Origin of the sequence: Streptomyces albireticuli, assembly GCF_021228125.1 — a bacterium.
Classification (GTDB): Bacteria; Actinomycetota; Actinomycetes; order Streptomycetales; family Streptomycetaceae; genus Streptomyces; species Streptomyces albireticuli.
The window spans coordinates 1-17,307 of sequence record NZ_JAJQQS010000022.1 but is presented as its reverse complement, the minus strand read 5'-3'; the positions used below and the strand labels follow the sequence as shown (position 1 = coordinate 17,307).

Here is a 17,307-nt window from a genome sequence, read left to right as displayed (position 1 = left end):
GGGGAGCTATGTCGTGTTCACTCAGGGCTGCAAACATCAATTCCCCCCGTTGTGTTCCGTATCCTTTGCGCCCGCGTTTTCTGTCAGTTCGCCCAGCAGCAGTTCCAGCACGGCTTGTACGCTTTCCGCCCGGATCCGCGCCCGGTCGCCGTCCAGGGACAGCTCCCGCACGGACATCGCGCCGTCCGGCCCCGCCGCGGCGACGAAGACCGTGCCCACGGGCTTGCCGTCCTGCGCGTCCGGTCCGGCGACGCCGGTCGTGGCGACCCCCCAGTCGGCGCCGAGCAGCGCCCGCACACCCCGCGCCATCTGCCCGGCGACCTCGCCGTCGACGGCGCCCCGGGTGGCCAGCAGCCCGCCGTCCACGCCCAGCACCTCGCGCTTGACCTCGGTCGCGTAAGCCGTGACCGAGCCGCGCACCGACCGGGACGCGCCCGGCACCGCGGTCAGCTCGGCCGCCACCAGACCGCCGGTCAGCGACTCGGCGGCGGCCACCGTACGGCCACCGTCCGCCAGCGCCCGCAGGACCGCGGCCGCCGCGCCCTCACCGCCGGAGCCGCCGGCTCCGGCGCCCGCCGCCGCGCTCACCGCACGGCTTCCCGGCCCGCCCGCTCGCGCTGCGCGGCCAGCCCGGCCCGGCGCAGCACGAGGGCCTGCCGTACGTAGTCGAGACCGGTGACCACGGTCAACGTCACGGCCACCGCCATCACCCAGAAGCGGGCAGTGGCCAACGGCCCGGTCAGCGCGAGGATGTACATCCCCACCGCCACGCCCTGCGCGAGCGTCTTCATCTTGCCGCCGCGGCTGGCGGGGATGACACCGTGCTTGATCACCCAGAACCGCATCAGCGTGATGCCGATCTCGCGGAAGAGGATCACGCCCGTGACCCACCACGGCAGGAAGGACAGCGAGGACAGGCAGATCAGCGCCGCGCCCATGATCGCCTTGTCGGCGATCGGGTCGGCGATCTTGCCGAAGTCGGTGACCAGGTTGTACATCCGGGCGAGGTGCCCGTCGAACAGGTCCGTGATCATGGCGACGGCGAACGCGGCCCAGGCGAAGGAGCGCCAGGCCGGGTCGGAGCCGCCGTCGTGGAGCATCAGCAGGACGAACCCGGGCACCAGGAGCAGCCGGATCATGGTCAGGATGTTGGCGATGTTCCACAGCCCGGCCGGGGGCCGCACGGCCGTCGCCGGGGCGTGGCCTCCTGCGGCGGAGGCCGGGACTCCGGTCATCTGCGCGCCTCCTCGGAACAGCCTCCGTCGCCCAGGGGCTCGGCGACGAGGTCCACGCCCTCGGTCGCCACCACCTTGGCCACGACCATGCTGCCGGGCGCGAACGTCCTGTCGGTGCGGATCATGACCTGGCCGTCGGTCTCGGGTGCCTGGTGGGCGGCCCGGCCGATCACACCGTCCTCCTCGTCGACGCGGTCGACGAGTACCTCCATGGTCTCTCCGAGCCGCTCCTCCGCGCGCTGGGCGGTGAGCTCCTCGGCGAGGCGCGAGACCCGCTCCAGCCGCTCCGCGACCACCTCGGGGTCCAGCTTGTCCTCGTAGGTGGCGGCTTCGGTGCCGTCCTCGTCGGAGTAGCCGAAGACGCCGATCGCGTCCAGTCTCGCCCCGGCGAGGAAGCGCTCCAGCTCGGCCACGTCCTCCTCGGTCTCGCCGGGGAAGCCGACGATGAAGTTGGAGCGGGCACCGGCCTGCGGCGCCTTGGCCCGGATCTGGTCGAGCAGCTCCAGGAAGCGGTCGGTGTCGCCGAAGCGGCGCATCGCGCGCAGCACACCGGGCGCCGAGTGCTGGAAGGAGAGGTCGAAGTAGGGGGCGATCTTCTCCGTCGACGTCAGGACGTCGATCAGGCCGGGCCGCATCTCGGCCGGCTGGAGATAGCTGACGCGGACCCGCTCCAGGCCGTCCACGGCCGCCAGCTCCGGCAGCAGCGTCTCCAGCAGGCGGATGTCGCCGAGGTCCTTGCCGTACGAGGTGTTGTTCTCGGAGACCAGCATGACCTCCTTGACGCCCTGCTCCGCCAGCCAGCGCGTCTCGCCCAGCACGTCGGAAGGGCGGCGGGAGATGAAGGACCCGCGGAAGGACGGGATGGCGCAGAAGGAGCAGCGCCGGTCGCAGCCGGAGGCCAGCTTCACCGAGGCGACGGGGTTGGTGCCCAGCCGGCGGCGCAGCGGCGCCCGGGGCCCGGACGCCGGGGCGAGGCCGTCCGGCAGATCGGCCGGCGGGGTGTCCTGCGCGTGTCCGGGCAGGGCGACCTTGCCGGCCTCGCCCGCGCCCTGGCGCTCGGCGGGGCTGATCGGCAGCAGCTTGCGCCGGTCGCGGGGGGTGTGGGAGGCGTGGACGCCGCCGGAGAGGATGGTCTGGAGCCGGTCGGAGATGTCGGCGTAGTCGTCGAAGCCGAGCACGCCGTCGGCCTCGGGCAGCGCCTCGGCGAGCTCCTTGCCGTACCGCTCGGCCATGCAGCCGACGGCGACCACGGCCTGGGTGCGGCCGTGGTCCTTGAGGTCATTGGCTTCGAGGAGGGCGTCGACGGAGTCCTTCTTGGCGGCCTCGACGAAGCCACAGGTGTTGACAACGGCCACATCGGCGTCGGAGGCGTCCTCGACGAGGTCCCAGCCATCCGCCGCCAAGCGGCCTGCCAGCTCCTCCGAGTCCACCTCGTTACGGGCGCAGCCAAGTGTGACAAGAGCGACGGTACGGCGTTCGGGCATAGGGCTCAGCCTACTTTGTCCCGGGGCCGTATCGGTTGCCGAGTGTGCACCAGTACCGAGAGGATGGTCACCCGGCGGCGTGCCGCGACCGGTTTCGGCGCCCGCTCCGTCGCTGGTCAGCCGTCCACCGGGCGGATCGGTCCGGGTCAGCCCTCCACGGGGTCACCCTTGGTGTAGCTCAGGCGCTGGACCTGCCCGTCGTCGCCCAGGTTCTTGACCTCCTTGCCGTTCACGAACAGTTGTACGGCTCCGGCGTTGCCGAGGACCAGGTCGATCCGCTTGCTGTCGGTGAAGGTCTTGGAGGCCCCCTGCCTGAGGACGCCCTCCTCCAGCAGCTTGCCGTTGTGGTCCTTGGCGGACATCCAGGTCTGGCCGTGGTCGGCGGTGAGCTTGACGGTGACCTTGTTGGCGGGCACGCCGGCGATGGCGCTCTCGGACTGCTCGGGCTTGGGGTCGGCCGGCTTGCCGGGGGTGGCCTTCTTGCTCGGGGCCGTGGACGGCTTGACGGTGGCGGGGTCCGCGGCGACGGAGCCGCCGGAGTCCTTGGCCCCGCCGTTGAAGAGCGTGAAGCCGACGAAGCCCACGACGGCGACGATCGCCGCGACCATCGCGGCCGTCCAGTTGGGGCGCCGGGGCTCGGGGCGGATGCGCTCGGCGTCGAAGAGCGGCGCCGCCGGGGTCGGCGAGGGGCGCCCGCCGTGCTCCGCGGCGTACTGCACGAGCAGCGGGGCGGGGTCCAGTCCGACGGTCCGCGCCAGCACGCGGATATGCCCTCGGGCGTACACATGTCCACCGCAGCGCGAGAAGTCGTCCTGTTCGATCGCATGGACGATCGGCACGCGTACACGGGTGCTCGAACTGACTTCTTCGACGGTCAGGCCCGCGTTGATACGAGCCTGCTGGAGGGCCCGGCCGACGGACGGCCGGTCGTCCGCGGGAGTGTCGTCCGCGGGAGGGTTGCCGAGGGACACGTGGGCGCCTTTCGAGCGTGCAGCCACCTGCTGGAGGTTCAGTCTAGGGGGGATACGAAAGCGTCGGGCAAGCGGGAAGCCGGACTTTGTACGCCATCAGATGGTTCTACGGCGCCGACGGTGGGACATCGGCCCGCCCCCTCTCCTCAACTGGGCACACCGCCGAGAGAAACGGTTGATCAGCCACCTCTTACGAGGGGTTCCCGGCGCCCGGGGAAGCCGTTCGCCGCGGCTACGCGTCCCCCCGGATCACGGCGAGCACGGCGTCCAGCTCGTCGGGCTTGACCAGCACGTCGCGGGCCTTGGATCCCTCGCTCGGGCCCACGATGTTCCGCGACTCCATCAGGTCCATGAGTCTGCCCGCCTTGGCGAATCCCACACGCAATTTCCGCTGGAGCATCGAGGTGGACCCGAACTGGGTGGAGACCACCAGTTCGGCCGCCTGGCACAGGAGGTCGAGATCGTCGCCGATCTCCTCGTCGATCTCCTTCTTCTTCGCCGTGCCGACCGTGACGTCGTCCCGGAAGACCGGGGCCATCTGATCCTTGCAGTGCTGCACGACCGCCGCGACCTCGGCCTCGGTGACGAAGGCGCCCTGCATGCGGACGGGCTTGCTCGCGCCCATCGGCAGATAGAGGCTGTCGCCCTTGCCGATCAGCTTCTCGGCGCCCGGCTGGTCGAGGATGACCCGGCTGTCGGCGAGCGAGGAGGTCGCGAACGCCAGCCGCGAGGGCACGTTCGCCTTGATCAGGCCCGTGACGACGTCGACGGACGGGCGCTGGGTGGCGAGCACGAGATGGATGCCGGCGGCGCGGGCCAGCTGGGTGATGCGGACGATCGAGTCCTCGACGTCGCGCGGCGCGACCATCATCAGGTCCGCCAGCTCGTCCACGATGACCAGCAGGTACGGGTACGGGGACAGCTCGCGGCCGCTGCCCTCCGGGGGCTTGACCTTCCCGGCCCGGACGGCGGCGTTGAAGTCGTCGATGTGCCGGAAGCCGAAGGCGGCCAGGTCGTCGTAGCGCAGGTCCATCTCGCGGACGACCCACTGGAGGGCCTCGGCGGCGCGCTTGGGGTTGGTGATGATGGGCGTGATCAGGTGCGGGATGCCCTCGTAGGCGGTCAGCTCGACCCGCTTGGGGTCGACCAGCACCATCCGCACGTCGTCCGGGGTCGCCCGGACCATGACCGAGGTGATCAGGCAGTTGATGCAGGACGACTTTCCGGAGCCGGTGGCTCCGGCGACGAGGATGTGCGGCATCTTCGTCAGGTTGGACATGACGTAGCCGCCCTCGACGTCCTTGCCGAGCGCCACCAGCATCGGGTGCTCGTCGCCCGCGGCGTCCGCCAGCCGCAGCACGTCGCCGAGGTTGACCATCTCGCGGTCGGTGTTGGGGATCTCGATGCCGACCGCGGACTTGCCGGGGATCGGGCTGATGATCCGCACGTCCGGGCTGGCGACGGCGTAGGCGATGTTCTTGGCGAGCGCGGTGATCCGCTCGACCTTGACGGCGGGGCCGAGCTCGACCTCGTAGCGGGTGACCGTCGGGCCGCGGGTGAAGCCGGTGACCGCCGCGTCCACCTTGAACTCCGCGAAGACATTGGTCAGCGCGGCCACTATGGCGTCGTTGGCGGCGCTGCGGGCCTTGCCCGGTCCGCCGCGCTCCAGCAGGTCGAGCGAGGGCAGCGCGTAGGTGATGTCGCCGGACAGCTGGAGCTGCTCGGCCCGGGCGGGGAGGCCGGCCGGGGCCTCGGGCGCGGGGCGGGTGAGGTCCGGAACGTCCTTGGTGAGGTCCGGGACGCCGTCCTCCCGCCCCTTCCCACGCGCGCCCGGACGCTCTCCGGCGTCCTGGGAGATGCCGCTGCTGAGCCCGGCGACGAGCGGGGTGGGCGGCACCCCGTGCAGCAGGGCGCCGTCGACCGAGGCGGCCGCGGCGGCGGCCAGGTCCACGGCGTCCGGCTCCCGGCCGCCCGGCGGTACGGCCTGCCCGGCGGCGCGGCGCGGTTTGCGGCGCTTGTTCAGCGCCTCCTCCTCGGCGTCCGCGGCCAGGGTCTCGTCGAGATCAAGGTGCGCGGAGGCGCGGCGGGGGCGCTTGGCGGGTGTCGCGCGCCAGTCCTCGGCGTATTCGCCGTGACCGGCGTCCTCCGGCTCGTACTCGCCGGGCAGCGGTTCGATCACCCCGAGCCGTATCCCGAGGTGCCGCAGCCGCCGGGGGATGGCGTTGACCGGGGTCGCGGTGACCACCAGGAGGCCGAAGACCGTCAGCAGGACGAGCAGCGGTACGGCGAGGACCCGCCCGACCGTCATTATCAGCGGGGTGCCGGCGGCCCAGCCGATCATCCCGCCCGCGTCCTGCAGCGCCTGGGAGCCGTCCTCCCGGCTGGGCGCGCCACAGGCCACGTGGACCTGCCCGAGGACCCCGACGACCAGCGCGGACAGGCCGATGACGATCCGTCCGTTGGCCTCCGGGCGCTCGGGGTGGCGGAAGAGCCGGAGGGCGATGACGCCGAGCAGTATCGGCACGACCAGGTCGAGACGGCCGAAGGCACCGGTGACGAGCATCGTCACCAGCTCCCCGACCGGGCCCTCCAGGCTGGACCAGGTGCCCGCGGCCACGACGAGGGCGAGCCCGAGCAGCAGCAGGGCGAGGCCGTCCTTGCGGTGCGCCGGGTCGAGGTTCTTCGCGCCGCGCCCGACGCCGCGGAAGACCGCGCCGACGCCGTGGGCGACCCCGCGGCCGACGCGGCGCACGCCACCGGGGGCGGCGGGCGCGCGGCGCGGCGCGGGCCTGGCCGCCGCCTTCTTGGCGGGAGCCTTACGGGCGGGTGCGCGGCCGGCGGGCTTCGCCGGCGCCTTCTTCGCGCTCTTGGCGGTCGCCTTGGCGGGCGCCTTCCCGGCAGCGCTCGCGGGACGCCCGGCGCGCTGCTTCGAGGGACCCGCCGTGCTCTGGGAACCCTTGCCGGACGTACGTGAGGCCATGGAGGCGAGATTACCGCCGTCGGGCGCGTGGGACACCCGCGCCCATGCGTTCACCCGTCCGTGTCGCGATCCCGCAACGCCAAGGGTGACACGGCGTCAGGGCGTCAGCTGGGCGAGGGGAGCGGGCTCGCGCCGCTGCCCGTGCCGGGCTCCAGGGCGTCCAGCGCCCGCCGCAGTCCGGTGAGTTTGCGCTCCAGGTGGGCGGCGGTGGCGATGGCGGCCGCGTCCGCGGACTCGTCGAGCTGCTTGGTGAGCGCCTCGGCCTGCTCCTCGACGGCGGCCAGCCGGGCGGAGAGCTCCGCGAGCAGCCCGGCCGGCTCCTGCGGGGTCGCCGCGCCACCGCGGCCCTGGCCGCTCTCCAGCTGGAGCCGCAACAGCGCGGCCTGCTCCCGCAGCTGGCAGTTCTTCATGTACAGCTCGACGAAGACCGAGACCTTGGCGCGCAGCACCCACGGGTCGAAGGGCTTGGAGATGTAGTCGACCGCGCCCGCGGCGTAACCGCGGAAGGTGTGGTGCGGACCGTGGTTGATCGCGGTGAGGAAGATGATCGGGATGTCCCGCGTCCGCTCCCGCCGCTTGATGTGCGCGGCGGTCTCGAAGCCGTCCATGCCCGGCATCTGGACATCCAGCAGGATCACCGCGAAATCGTCCGTCAGCAGCGCCTTGAGCGCTTCCTCCCCTGACGATGCCCGCACCAGTGTCTGATCGAGCGCCGAGAGGATGGCCTCCAGCGCCAGCAGATTTTCCGGCCGGTCATCGACCAGGAGGATCTTGGCCTTCTGCACCATGCCCCGTCCTCCTCGCCCCGGCTTGGGGTCGCCCCGGCTCGAAGAGCCGAGGGAAGCACCGGGCGCCGCCCCAGGGGACGACTCCCTTGCGCCGCCCGTCCTTGTGCCGGTCATGGTAGCCGCACCCTGCCGGTCGCCACACCCTGTCACCGCGATGTCACTGTGCACGTAGCAGAAACGTAGTGGGAGACCAGAAGGTTCCCCGGATCCCGGCCTCCCACACGTCATCGGCCACAGTCGGTCAACCGATGGTCAGGAACCTTCCGGCCATCCGTCACTCGGCGCGCATCCACTGCTCCATCACCGTCAGCAGGTGATCCGTGTCGACCGGTTTGGTGACATAGTCCGACGCCCCGGCGTCGATGCTCTTCTCCCGGTCGCCCTTCATCGCCTTGGCCGTCAGCGCGATGATGGGAAGCCCCGCGAACTGCGGCATCCTGCGGATCGCGGCCGTCGTGGCATAGCCGTCCATCTCCGGCATCATGATGTCCATCAGGACCACCACGACATCGTCGTGCTGCTCCAGGACCTCGATCCCCTCCCGGCCGTTCTCGGCGTAGAGCACCGAGAGCCCGTGCTGCTCCAGGACGCTCGTCAGGGCGAAGACATTGCGGATGTCGTCGTCGACGATCAGCACCTTCTCGCCATGGAAGCTCCTGCCGAAGCCCCGCCCGAAGCCGTGGTCCGACGGTTGCTCTGCGTCACCGACGGGCGGGCTCTGCCAGGGGTCGCCCTCCGGGACCGCCGGCTCGGCGGCCGCGGGCCGGGACACCGGGTCCACCGGCGCGGGCCACTGCCCGGCCGCCTGCGCGGCCCGCCGGCGCCGCAGGAAGAGCCCGGCCGCACCGCGCGCGGAATCCTCCACGGCCCCCGTAAGGCTCTCGGCGACGTGGTCCACATGACCGGCGAAGTCCTCGCCCGGCAGCTCCGGCACGGCGGCGACGTGGCCGCCCGGTGTGAGCTGCGGATAACCCTGGGGCGGCAGCTCACCCGCGTTCAGCGGGAGGTAGAGCGTGAAGGTGGAGCCGCGCCCCGGCTCGCTCGCCGCGTGGATCTCACCGCCGAGCAGCCGGGCGATCTCCCTGCTGATCGACAACCCGAGTCCGGTGCCGCCGTACTTGCGGCTGGTCGTACCGTCCGCCTGCTTGAACGCCTCGAAGATGACCCGCATCTTGCTCGCGGCGATGCCGATGCCGGTGTCCGTGACGGAGAAGGCGATCACCTCACCGTCCGGATCCCGCAGCGAGCCCGCCTCCAGGAGCTGCTCGCGGATGCTGTCCGGCACATCGCCGCCGGCCGGCCGGATGACCAGCTCGACCGCGCCCGTGTCCGTGAACTTCACGGCGTTCGACAGCAGGTTGCGCAGCACCTGGAGCAGCCGCTGCTCGTCGGTGTGCAGCGTCGACGGCAGCTCCGGCGAGACCCTTACGGAGAAGTCCAGGCCCTTCTCCGCCGTCAGCGGGCGGAAGGTGGCCTCCACGTAGTCGACGAGCTGGACCAGCGCGATGCGCGTCGGGCTGACGTCCATCTTGCCCGCCTCGACCTTCGACAGGTCCAGGATGTCGTTGATCAGCTGGAGCAGGTCCGAGCCCGCGCCGTGGATCGTCTCGGCGAACTCGACCTGCTTCGGGGAAAGATTGCCCTCCGCGTTGTCCGCGAGCAGCTTCGCCAGGATCAGCAGCGAGTTCAGCGGGGTGCGCAGCTCGTGCGACATGTTGGCGAGGAACTCGGACTTGTAGCGCATCGAGACGGCGAGCTGCTCGGCGCGCTCCTCCAGCACCTGCCGGGCCTCCTCGATCTCGGTGTTCTTCACCTCGATGTCGCGGTTCTGCCGGGCGAGGCGCTCCGACTTCTCCTCCAGCTCGGCGTTGGAGATCTCCAGCGCCTTCTGCCGGTTCTCCAACTCCGCCGACCGCTCGCGCAGTTGCTCGGTGAGCTCCTGCGACTGCTTGAGCAGCACCTCGGTCTTGGTGTTGACGCTGATCGTGTTGACGCTCGTGCCGATCATCTCGGCGATCTGGTTGAGGAAGTCCTTCTGGATCTGCGCGAACGGCTGGAAGGACGCCAGCTCGATGACGCCCAGGACCTGGCCCTCGAACAGCACCGGCAGCACGATCACATGGGCCGGCGGCGCCTCCCCCAGCCCGGAGGCGATCTTCAGATAGCCCGGCGGAACGTTCTCGACGAGGATCGTCCGCTTCTCCTGCGCGGCCGTGCCGATGAGCGTCTCGCCCGGCCGGAAGGACGTCGGCATCGAGCCCATGGAGTAGCCGTACGAGCCGAGCATCCGCAGCTCGTACGCGTCCTCGCCGCCCTCGCCCTCCAGCGGGTCCTCCGGCATCGCCAGGAAGAACGCGCCGTGCTGCGCCGAGACCACCGGCGTCAGCTCGCTCATGATCAGCCCGGCGACGTCCTCCAGGTCCCGGCGGCCCTGCATCAGGCCGGAGATCCGGGCGAGATTGCCCTTGAGCCAGTCCTGCTCCTTGTTGGCCAGCGTGGTCTCGCGGAGGTTGGCGATCATCGTGTTGATGTTGTCCTGGAGCTCCAGGATCTCGCCGGCCGCGTCCACGTCGATCTTGAGGTTGAGGTCGCCGCGGGTCACCGCGGTGGCGACCTCGGCGATCGCGCGCACCTGGCGGGTCAGGTTGCCCGCCATCTCGTTGACCGACTCCGTGAGGTCGCGCCAGGTGCCGTCCACGTCGCGCACCCGGGCCTGACCGCCCAGCTGACCCTCGGTGCCCACCTCGCGGGCCACCCGGGTCACCTGGTCGGCGAAGGAGGACAGCTGGTCGACCATCGTGTTGATGGTGGTCTTGAGCTGAAGGATCTCACCGCGCGCGTCGATGTCGATCTTCTTGGTCAGGTCGCCCTGGGCGATGGCGGTGGTCACCATCGCGATGTTGCGGACCTGCCCGGTGAGGTTGGACGCCATCGAGTTCACGGACTCGGTGAGGTCCTTCCACGTCCCGCTGACACCGAGGACGCGGGCCTGGCCGCCGAGGATGCCGTCGGTGCCCACCTCGCGCGCCACGCGCGTGACCTCGTCCGCGAAGGACGACAGCGTGGTCACCATCGTGTTGACGGTGTCGGCCAGCTGCGCGACCTCGCCGCGCGCCTCGACCGTCACCTTCTTGGTGAGGTCGCCGTTGGCGACGGCGCTGGCGACCTGCGAGATGTTGCGGACCTGGCTGGTCAGGTTGTTGGCCATCAGGTTGACGTTGTCGCTGAGGTCCTTCCAGATGCCGGTGACGTCCCGCACCCTCGCCTGCCCGCCGAGCTGGCCTTCGGTACCCACGTCCCGGGCGACCCGGTTCACCTGCTCGGCGAAGTCGGACAGCTGGTCGACCATGGTGTTCACCGTGGTGACGAGTTCGAGGATCTCGCCCTTGGCGTCGACCGTGATCTTCTTCGACAGGTCGCCCTTGGCGACCGCCGTCGTGACCTCGGCGATGTTGCGCACCTGCGAAGTGAGGTTGTTCGCCATGAAGTTGACGGACTGGGTGAGGTCCTTCCAGGTGCCGGAGACGCCCTGCACCTCCGCCTGACCGCCCAGGATGCCCTCGGTGCCCACCTCACGGGCCACCCTCGTCACCTGATCGGCGAACGACGACAGCTGGTCGACCATGGTGTTGAGGGTGTTCTTCAGCTCCAGGATCTCGCCCCGGGCATCCACGTCGATCTTCTGCGACAGGTCGCCGCGCGCCACCGCCGTGGCCACCTGCGCGATGTTCCGCACCTGCGCGGTCAGGTTCCCCGCCATGCCGTTTACGGAGTCCGTGAGGTCGCGCCAGACACCGGCCACGCCCGGCACCTGCGCCTGACCGCCCAGCCGGCCCTCGGTGCCCACGTCCCGGGCGACCCGGGTCACCTGCTCCGCGAAGGCGGAGAGCTGGTCGACCATCGTGTTGATGGTGTTCTTCAGCTCCAGGATCTCGCCCCGGGCATCCACGTCGATCTTCTGCGAGAGATCGCCCCGGGCCACCGCCGTCGTCACCTGGGCGATCTGGCGGACCTGCGACGTCAGGTTCCCGGCCATGAAGTTGACCGAGTCGGTCAGCTCCTTCCAGGTGCCGCTGACGCCGTCCACCCGGGCCTGGCCGCCCAGCCGGCCCTCGGTGCCCACGTCCCGCGCCATCCGCGTGACCTGGTCGGCGAACGACGACAGCTGGTCGACCATGGTGTTCACGGTGTTCTTCAGCTGGAGCATCTCGCCGGAGACGTCCACGGTGACCTTCTGCGAGAGGTCGCCGTTGGCCACCGCCGTCGTCACCTGGGCGATGTTGCGGACCTGGCCGGTGAGGTTGCGGAAGGCGGTGTTCACCGAATCGGTGAGGTCCTTCCACGTCCCCGCCGCACCCGGCACCGCGGCCTGACCGCCCAGCTCACCCTCGACACCGATCTCCCGTGCCACACGCGTCACTTCGGCGCCGAAGGCGGAGAGCTGGTCGACCATCGTGTTGACGGTGTTCTTCAGGTCCAGCATCTCGCCGGACACATCGACGGTGACCTTCTGCCCCAGATCACCGTTGGCCACGGCCTTGGTCACCTGTGCGATGTCGCGGACCTGCGTGGTGACGTTCCTGAAGGCGGTGTTCACCGAATCGGTGAGGTCCTTCCACGTCCCCGCCGCACCCGGCACCTGCGCCTGGCCGCCGAGCTGTCCCTCGGCGCCGACCTCGCTGGCCACCCGCGTGACCTCGTCGGCGAAGGTCCGCAGGGTCTCCGTCATCTGGTTGATCGTCTCGGCCAGCTGCGCGACCTCGCCGCGCGCGCTCACCGTCACCTTCTGCGACAGGTCGCCGTTCGCGACCGCCGTGGTGACCTGCGCGATGCCCCGCACCTGCGCCGTCAGGTTGCCGGCCATCAGATTGACCGAGTCGGTGAGGTCCTTCCAGACGCCCGCGACGCCGGGCACCTGCGCCTGGCCGCCCAGCTCGCCCTCGGTACCCACCTCGCGCGCGACGCGGGTCACCTCGGAGGCGAAGGACGAGAGCTGGTCCACCATGGTGTTCACGGTGTTCTTCAGCTCCAGCATCTCGCCCGCCACGTGCACCGTGACCTTGCGGGAGAGATCGCCCTTCGCGACCGCCGTCGTCACGAGAGCGATGTCACGCACCTGAGCGGTGAGCCGGGAGGCCATCGTGTTGACGGAATCCGTGAGGTCCTTCCACGAACCCGACATTCCTCGCACTCGGGCCTGCCCGCCGAGCTTGCCCTCCGTACCGACCTCGCTCGCCACCCGCGTCACCTCGTCGGTGAACGCCGACAGCTGGTCCACGAGCCCGTTGACCGTCCGGCCCACCTTGAGGAACTCGCCCCGCAGCGGGTGCGCCACCCCGTCCGGGCCGGGCGAGCGCAGGTCCATCCGCTGCTCCAGGTCGCCCTCGGCCACCGCCGACAGCACCCGCCCCACCTCGGACACCGGCCGTACCAGGTCGTCCACCAGGGCGTTCGACGCGTCGATCGCCGCGGCCCAGGCGCCCTCGCAGGCCCCGGCCTCCAGCCGTTCCGTGAGCTTTCCCTCACGGCCGACCACCCGGCGCACCCGCGCCAGCTCGCCGGTCAGCTGCATATTGCGGTCGGCGACCTCGTTGAAGACCGCCGCGATCTCGGCCATCACGCCGTCGCCGGAGACCGTCAGCCGCTTACGGAAGTTCCCGTCCCGCATCGCGGCGAGCGCCGACGACAGCCGGGTCAGCGCCGCCGTGTCGACCTCCGTCGTCCCATTGGCCCGGGACCGTCCGCCCTTCGCGCGCGTGCTCACGCCCCGCGCCTCCGCGCCAGACTCCACCGTGTCCCTCCCGCAGGGTCGATCATCCTCGTCGGGCTTTCAGTTCAATCTTTCCCAGTGTTTCACCCTGGCCCGGCCAGGCCATAACAGTTCGGCAGCATCGCACACGGTCCGCGGGCACTCCCAAGGTGGAATCAGCGCGCACCGCCCTCCGCCCGTGCGATGAAGGTAAGTAACCTGGCATCCGGCCAGGGCAATGGAGGGGCGCTGCGACATGGGTGAGCAGATCGCCGAGACGTACACGAGGAGACCTGTGATCACCGCGCGGGCTGCCGCCACCTTCGAGCCGGTCGGACGTTCGGTAGCCGCCGCCCGGGCCTTTGTCAGGGACACACTCCAGGGCTGGGGTTTTCCCGACATCATCGATGACGCGGTCGTCCTCACGAGCGAGCTCGTCACCAACGCCGTCGTCCACGCCGGCACCGCCGCGGACGTCCTGTGCATGCGCACGGGGGACGGCGTGCGCGTCGAGGTCGCCGACCGCTATCCGGAGCGCGAGGTGCCGCTCCAGAGCTCGCCCCGGCGCATCGGCGGCGTGGACCGCGAGGGCGGCCGCGGCCTGCTCCTGTGCGCCGCGCTCGCCGCCCGCTGGGGCGTCGAGTACACCCCCACGCACAAGCAGGTGTGGTTCCAGCTCGACCTGTCCGACCGCCCGGCCGGCACCCGCTCCGCCGGTCCCGCCCTGCCGGCCGAGGCCCTTCCGGTCGCCGACCCCCGGGTCAGGGTCGCGGTGGTCCAGATCGACCGCACGGGCGCCATCAGTTCCTGGAACGACGACGCCGACGTCCTCTTCGGCTTCCCCGCCGACCAGGTGATCGGCAAGCCCCTCACCGACTTCGCCGCCTGGCCGCACACCCCCGGCACCTCCACGGGGGTCGCCGAGGCCCTGCGCCTCTCCCGCTGGGAGGGCTCCTACGGCATAAGGGGAGCCGACGGCCGCATCACCCCCGTCTACGCCTCCCACCTGCGCGTACGGGACATCGCCGGCGCTCCCTCGACCGTCTGCCTGCTCGTCCGGGAGGACGAGCGCGCGGTCCTCCAGAGCCTGCAGCGCACCCCCGCCGCGGACAGCGCCACCAGCGAGCGGGGCCCGGCGACCGATCCGTTCGAGGTCTTCATCGGCTCCCCGGCCCCCGACGACCTCGACGGCCTGCTCCAGCGCACGGTCGAGCGCGCCCGCGACATGCTCGACGGCGACGCCGCCTATCTGCTGCTCGCCACCGACGACGAGACAGAGCTGGAGGTCCGCGCCTCCACCGGCCTGCCCTCGGCCCGCCAGCGCTTCGCCCGCGTCCCGGTCGAGGCGGGCACGGGCCGCTACGGCTCGGCCCGGATGCCCGCGGTCCACGAGGACCTCGCCGTCCTGCCCGGCGCCGTGCCGCTGCTCGCCGACACCGGAATGCGCTCGGTCGTCACCGTCCCGCTGAAGGTCGAGGGCCGTCTCACGGGCTCGCTGGGCGTCGCCGCCGAGGCCCCCGGCCGCTACACCAACGAGGAGGCCCTCCGCCTCCAGTTCGCCGCCGACCGCATCGCCCTCGCCGTCGAGCGGGCCCGGCTCAATGAGCTGGAGCGGCTCCGCCGGGGCTCCCTGTCCTTTCTCGTCGAGGCTTCCGACCTGCTGGCCGGCACCCTGGACCGGGACCAGACGCTGGCCCTGATGGCCCAGATGACCGTCCCCACCCTCGCCGCCTGGTGCGCCGTCTACACCGTGGCCGACCCCGCCTCGGAGCCCGAGCTGTCGTACGTCCTGCACGAGGACGAGGACCGCATCGACGGTCTGAAGACGCTGCTCGGCAAGCTCGACCCGCCGGAGCCGGTGCCCACGCCCGGCGCTCGTGTCTGGACGGCCCCCGCGGAGGCCGCGCACGCCGCGGCGCTGCGCAATTCCCTCCGCAGCCTGGGCCTCACCGACATCGCGCAGCAGCCGGTCGGCACCGGCACCTCGCTCGCCACGGCGACCGCCGTGGGCGGTGAGACCGTGGTGCTGCCGCTGGTGGCCCGCAACCGCGTCATCGGCATGCTCACCCTCGGCAAGCCCACCGACGACCACTTCCGCCAGGAGATCCTGGAGCTCGCCGAGGACCTCTCCCGCCGTGCCGCGCTCGCCCTGGACAATTCCCGGCTCTACAGCGAGCGCACGGCCATCAGCCAGTCCCTCCAGCGCAGCCTGCTGCCCCCGGAGCTCCCCCTCGTGCCGGGCGTCGAGGTCGACGTCATCTACCGCGCCGCGGGCGAGGGTAACGAGGTGGGCGGCGATTTCTACGACCTGTTCCCGATCCGTGACGGCGCGTACGGCTTCGCCATCGGCGACGTGTGCGGCACGGGCCCGGAGGCGGCCGCTGTCACGGGTCTGGCCCGGCACGCCCTGAGGCTCCTCGCCCGCGAGGGCTACGGCGGCCCGGCGGTCCTGGAGCGGCTCAACGCCGCGATCCTGGACGAGGGCGCCCGCAGCCGCTTCCTCACGCTGCTCTACGGGGAGCTGTGGCCGCAGGAGGACGGCAGCGCGATCCTCAAGGTCGTCTGCGCCGGTCATCCGCTGCCGCTGCGGTTGCGCCCCGACGGCGGTGTCGAGGCGGCGGCGGACCCCCAGCCGCTGCTGGGCGTGATGGAGGACCTGGAGCTGTACGAGCAGACCGTCGCCCTCGATCCGGGCGATGTCCTGCTGTGCGTCACGGACGGTGTGACCGAGCGCCGCGAGGGCACGCGCATGCTCGGCGACGACGGCCTGGCGGACGTCCTGACGACGTGTACGGGTCTGACGGCCGGAGCGGTGACGGCGCGGATTCTGCGTGCCGTGGAGCGCTTCGCGGCGGAGCCGGCGTCGGATGACATGGCGATCCTGGCCATGCGGGTGCCGGAGCGTCAGGAGTCCTGAACCGGGGGGCCGGTCCGGCCGGCCTCCGGTATCCGGTGCCCCCGGATATCCGGATACGAAGAAGGCCCCCGCCATTCGGCGGGGGCCTTCTTCTGTGGAGCCCCAATACGGAATCGAACCGTAGACCTTCTCCTTACCATGGAGACGCTCTGCCGACTGAGCTATTGGGGCCGGCAACGAGATAAAGCATACCCGACTTTCGCACGTCCTTTTGACCACCCCGGGGCACCGGCTTCAGGATGCCCTTCCGTGCCGTCCTAGACGGCCGCCGGCAGCAGTCCGCCGAGGGCGTTGCACGCCACGACGACACGGTGCAGTTCCCGCTGGGTGGCGGAGGCGTCCATGGGCAGCGCGAGGCACTGGTCCGCGGCGCGCTCGGTCTCCGTCAGCCACAACTCCCGCCTGAAGGACGGCATCCGGTGCACGGGGGTCTGTACGGGCACGTGGCAGCGCACGCCGCGGAGGCGTAGGGCCCTCGCGAACGCATCCCGGTCGGGCCGCCCGTTGCCGGGGACCCGCACCACGTACGAGCGGTAGCCGTGCGGGCCGCCCGGGGGCACGGAGGGCGTCTCCACGCCCCGCAGCCGGGTGTTCAGGTAGAAAGCGTTCTCCTGCCGCCGCCGGGTGTTCTCGTCGGCGGGCGCGGCCGGCTCGTACTCGACGACGAGCAGCCCCCGCTTCTCGGCGACGGCGCGGAGGCCGGCCAGGTCGGCATGTCGCCCGAAGAGGTGTACGGGCATCACGGCCGCGGTGCGCAGGGTCAGGGTCGCGGCGACCGAGGCCGGGTCGAGGCAGAGGCTTTGCGGGTCGATGTCGGCGAACACCGGCGTCGCCCCGGCCCGGCGGACGGCCTCGGCGGCGTCCGTCGTGGCGTAGGAGGGCACGACGACCTCGTCACCTGTGCCGATACCCGCTGCGGTCAGCATCTCCACGGTCCCCATGGAGGGAGGGTTACCGCGCGACGTTAACGCGGGGTGACGCTCCGCAGTTCATCGTGAAAACAAAAAAGCTCTGTTGTCTGAACCGAAGTTCAGACAACAGAGCTTTTTCTAAAATTTGTTCGGCGGCGTCCTACTCTCCCACACGGTCCCCCATGCAGTACCATCGGCGCTGAAAGGCTTAGCTTCCGGGTTCGGAATGTAACCGGGCGTTTCCCTAACGCTATGACCACCGAAACTCTATG

Annotated in this window: 9 protein-coding genes, 1 tRNA gene and 1 rRNA gene; 1 reads left to right on the top strand and 10 read right to left on the bottom strand. The window is 71.0% G+C overall.

What is annotated here, in order from left to right; translation table 11 throughout:
* Positions 1-36: 36 nt before the first annotated feature.
* The 7 genes from LUZ64_RS31125 to LUZ64_RS31095 all read right to left on the bottom strand — a co-directional run bounded on the left by LUZ64_RS31125 (position 37) and on the right by LUZ64_RS31095 (position 13,249).
* Complete coding sequence (locus LUZ64_RS31125; RefSeq protein WP_211304923.1) at positions 37-588, bottom strand: CinA family protein; 552 nt, start codon at positions 586-588, stop codon at positions 37-39.
* Positions 585-1,235: a CDP-diacylglycerol--glycerol-3-phosphate 3-phosphatidyltransferase gene (gene pgsA, locus LUZ64_RS31120; RefSeq protein WP_095578983.1), complete on the bottom strand. Its 651-nt coding sequence runs from the start codon at positions 1,233-1,235 to the stop codon at positions 585-587. Before pgsA ends, LUZ64_RS31125 begins: the two co-directional genes overlap by 4 nt.
* Complete coding sequence (gene rimO, locus LUZ64_RS31115) at positions 1,232-2,719, bottom strand: 30S ribosomal protein S12 methylthiotransferase RimO (protein WP_095578984.1); 1,488 nt, start codon at positions 2,717-2,719, stop codon at positions 1,232-1,234. The genes pgsA and rimO overlap by 4 nt, the downstream gene beginning before the upstream one ends.
* Positions 2,720-2,865: 146 nt before the next feature.
* Positions 2,866-3,717 (bottom strand): helix-turn-helix domain-containing protein, encoded by an 852-nt coding sequence (locus LUZ64_RS31110; RefSeq protein WP_232390446.1) that lies wholly within the window; start codon positions 3,715-3,717, stop codon positions 2,866-2,868.
* 205 nt (positions 3,718-3,922) lie between these two features.
* Positions 3,923-6,670, bottom strand: coding sequence for a DNA translocase FtsK (locus tag LUZ64_RS31105; protein WP_095578995.1), 2,748 nt, complete (start codon positions 6,668-6,670; stop codon positions 3,923-3,925).
* 104 nt (positions 6,671-6,774) lie between these two features.
* Entirely contained in the window at positions 6,775-7,458 is a 684-nt protein-coding gene (locus tag LUZ64_RS31100) for a response regulator (protein WP_095578986.1), read from the bottom strand.
* A gap of 274 nt (positions 7,459-7,732) precedes the next feature.
* Positions 7,733-13,249, bottom strand: a complete 5,517-nt coding sequence (locus LUZ64_RS31095; protein WP_095578987.1) for a HAMP domain-containing protein — start codon at positions 13,247-13,249, stop codon at positions 7,733-7,735.
* Between the two features lie 214 nt (positions 13,250-13,463).
* On the opposite strand from LUZ64_RS31095, the gene LUZ64_RS31090 reads away from it, so the two are divergent.
* The gene (locus LUZ64_RS31090; RefSeq protein WP_095578988.1) at positions 13,464-16,124 is read left to right on the top strand and encodes a SpoIIE family protein phosphatase; all 2,661 of its coding nucleotides are present in this window, start codon (positions 13,464-13,466) and stop codon (positions 16,122-16,124) included.
* Between the two features lie 95 nt (positions 16,125-16,219).
* Here the strand turns inward: LUZ64_RS31090 and LUZ64_RS31085 are convergent.
* The 3 genes from LUZ64_RS31085 to rrf form a co-directional block, all read right to left on the bottom strand.
* A tRNA-Thr gene (locus tag LUZ64_RS31085) sits at positions 16,220-16,295 on the bottom strand.
* A gap of 86 nt (positions 16,296-16,381) precedes the next feature.
* Positions 16,382-17,065 (bottom strand): DegT/DnrJ/EryC1/StrS family aminotransferase, encoded by a 684-nt coding sequence (locus tag LUZ64_RS31080; RefSeq protein ID WP_095578989.1) that lies wholly within the window; start codon positions 17,063-17,065, stop codon positions 16,382-16,384.
* Positions 17,066-17,182: 117 nt separating this feature from the next.
* Positions 17,183-17,299: ribosomal RNA gene (gene rrf / locus LUZ64_RS31075) — 5S ribosomal RNA — on the bottom strand.
* Positions 17,300-17,307 lie beyond the last annotated feature (8 nt).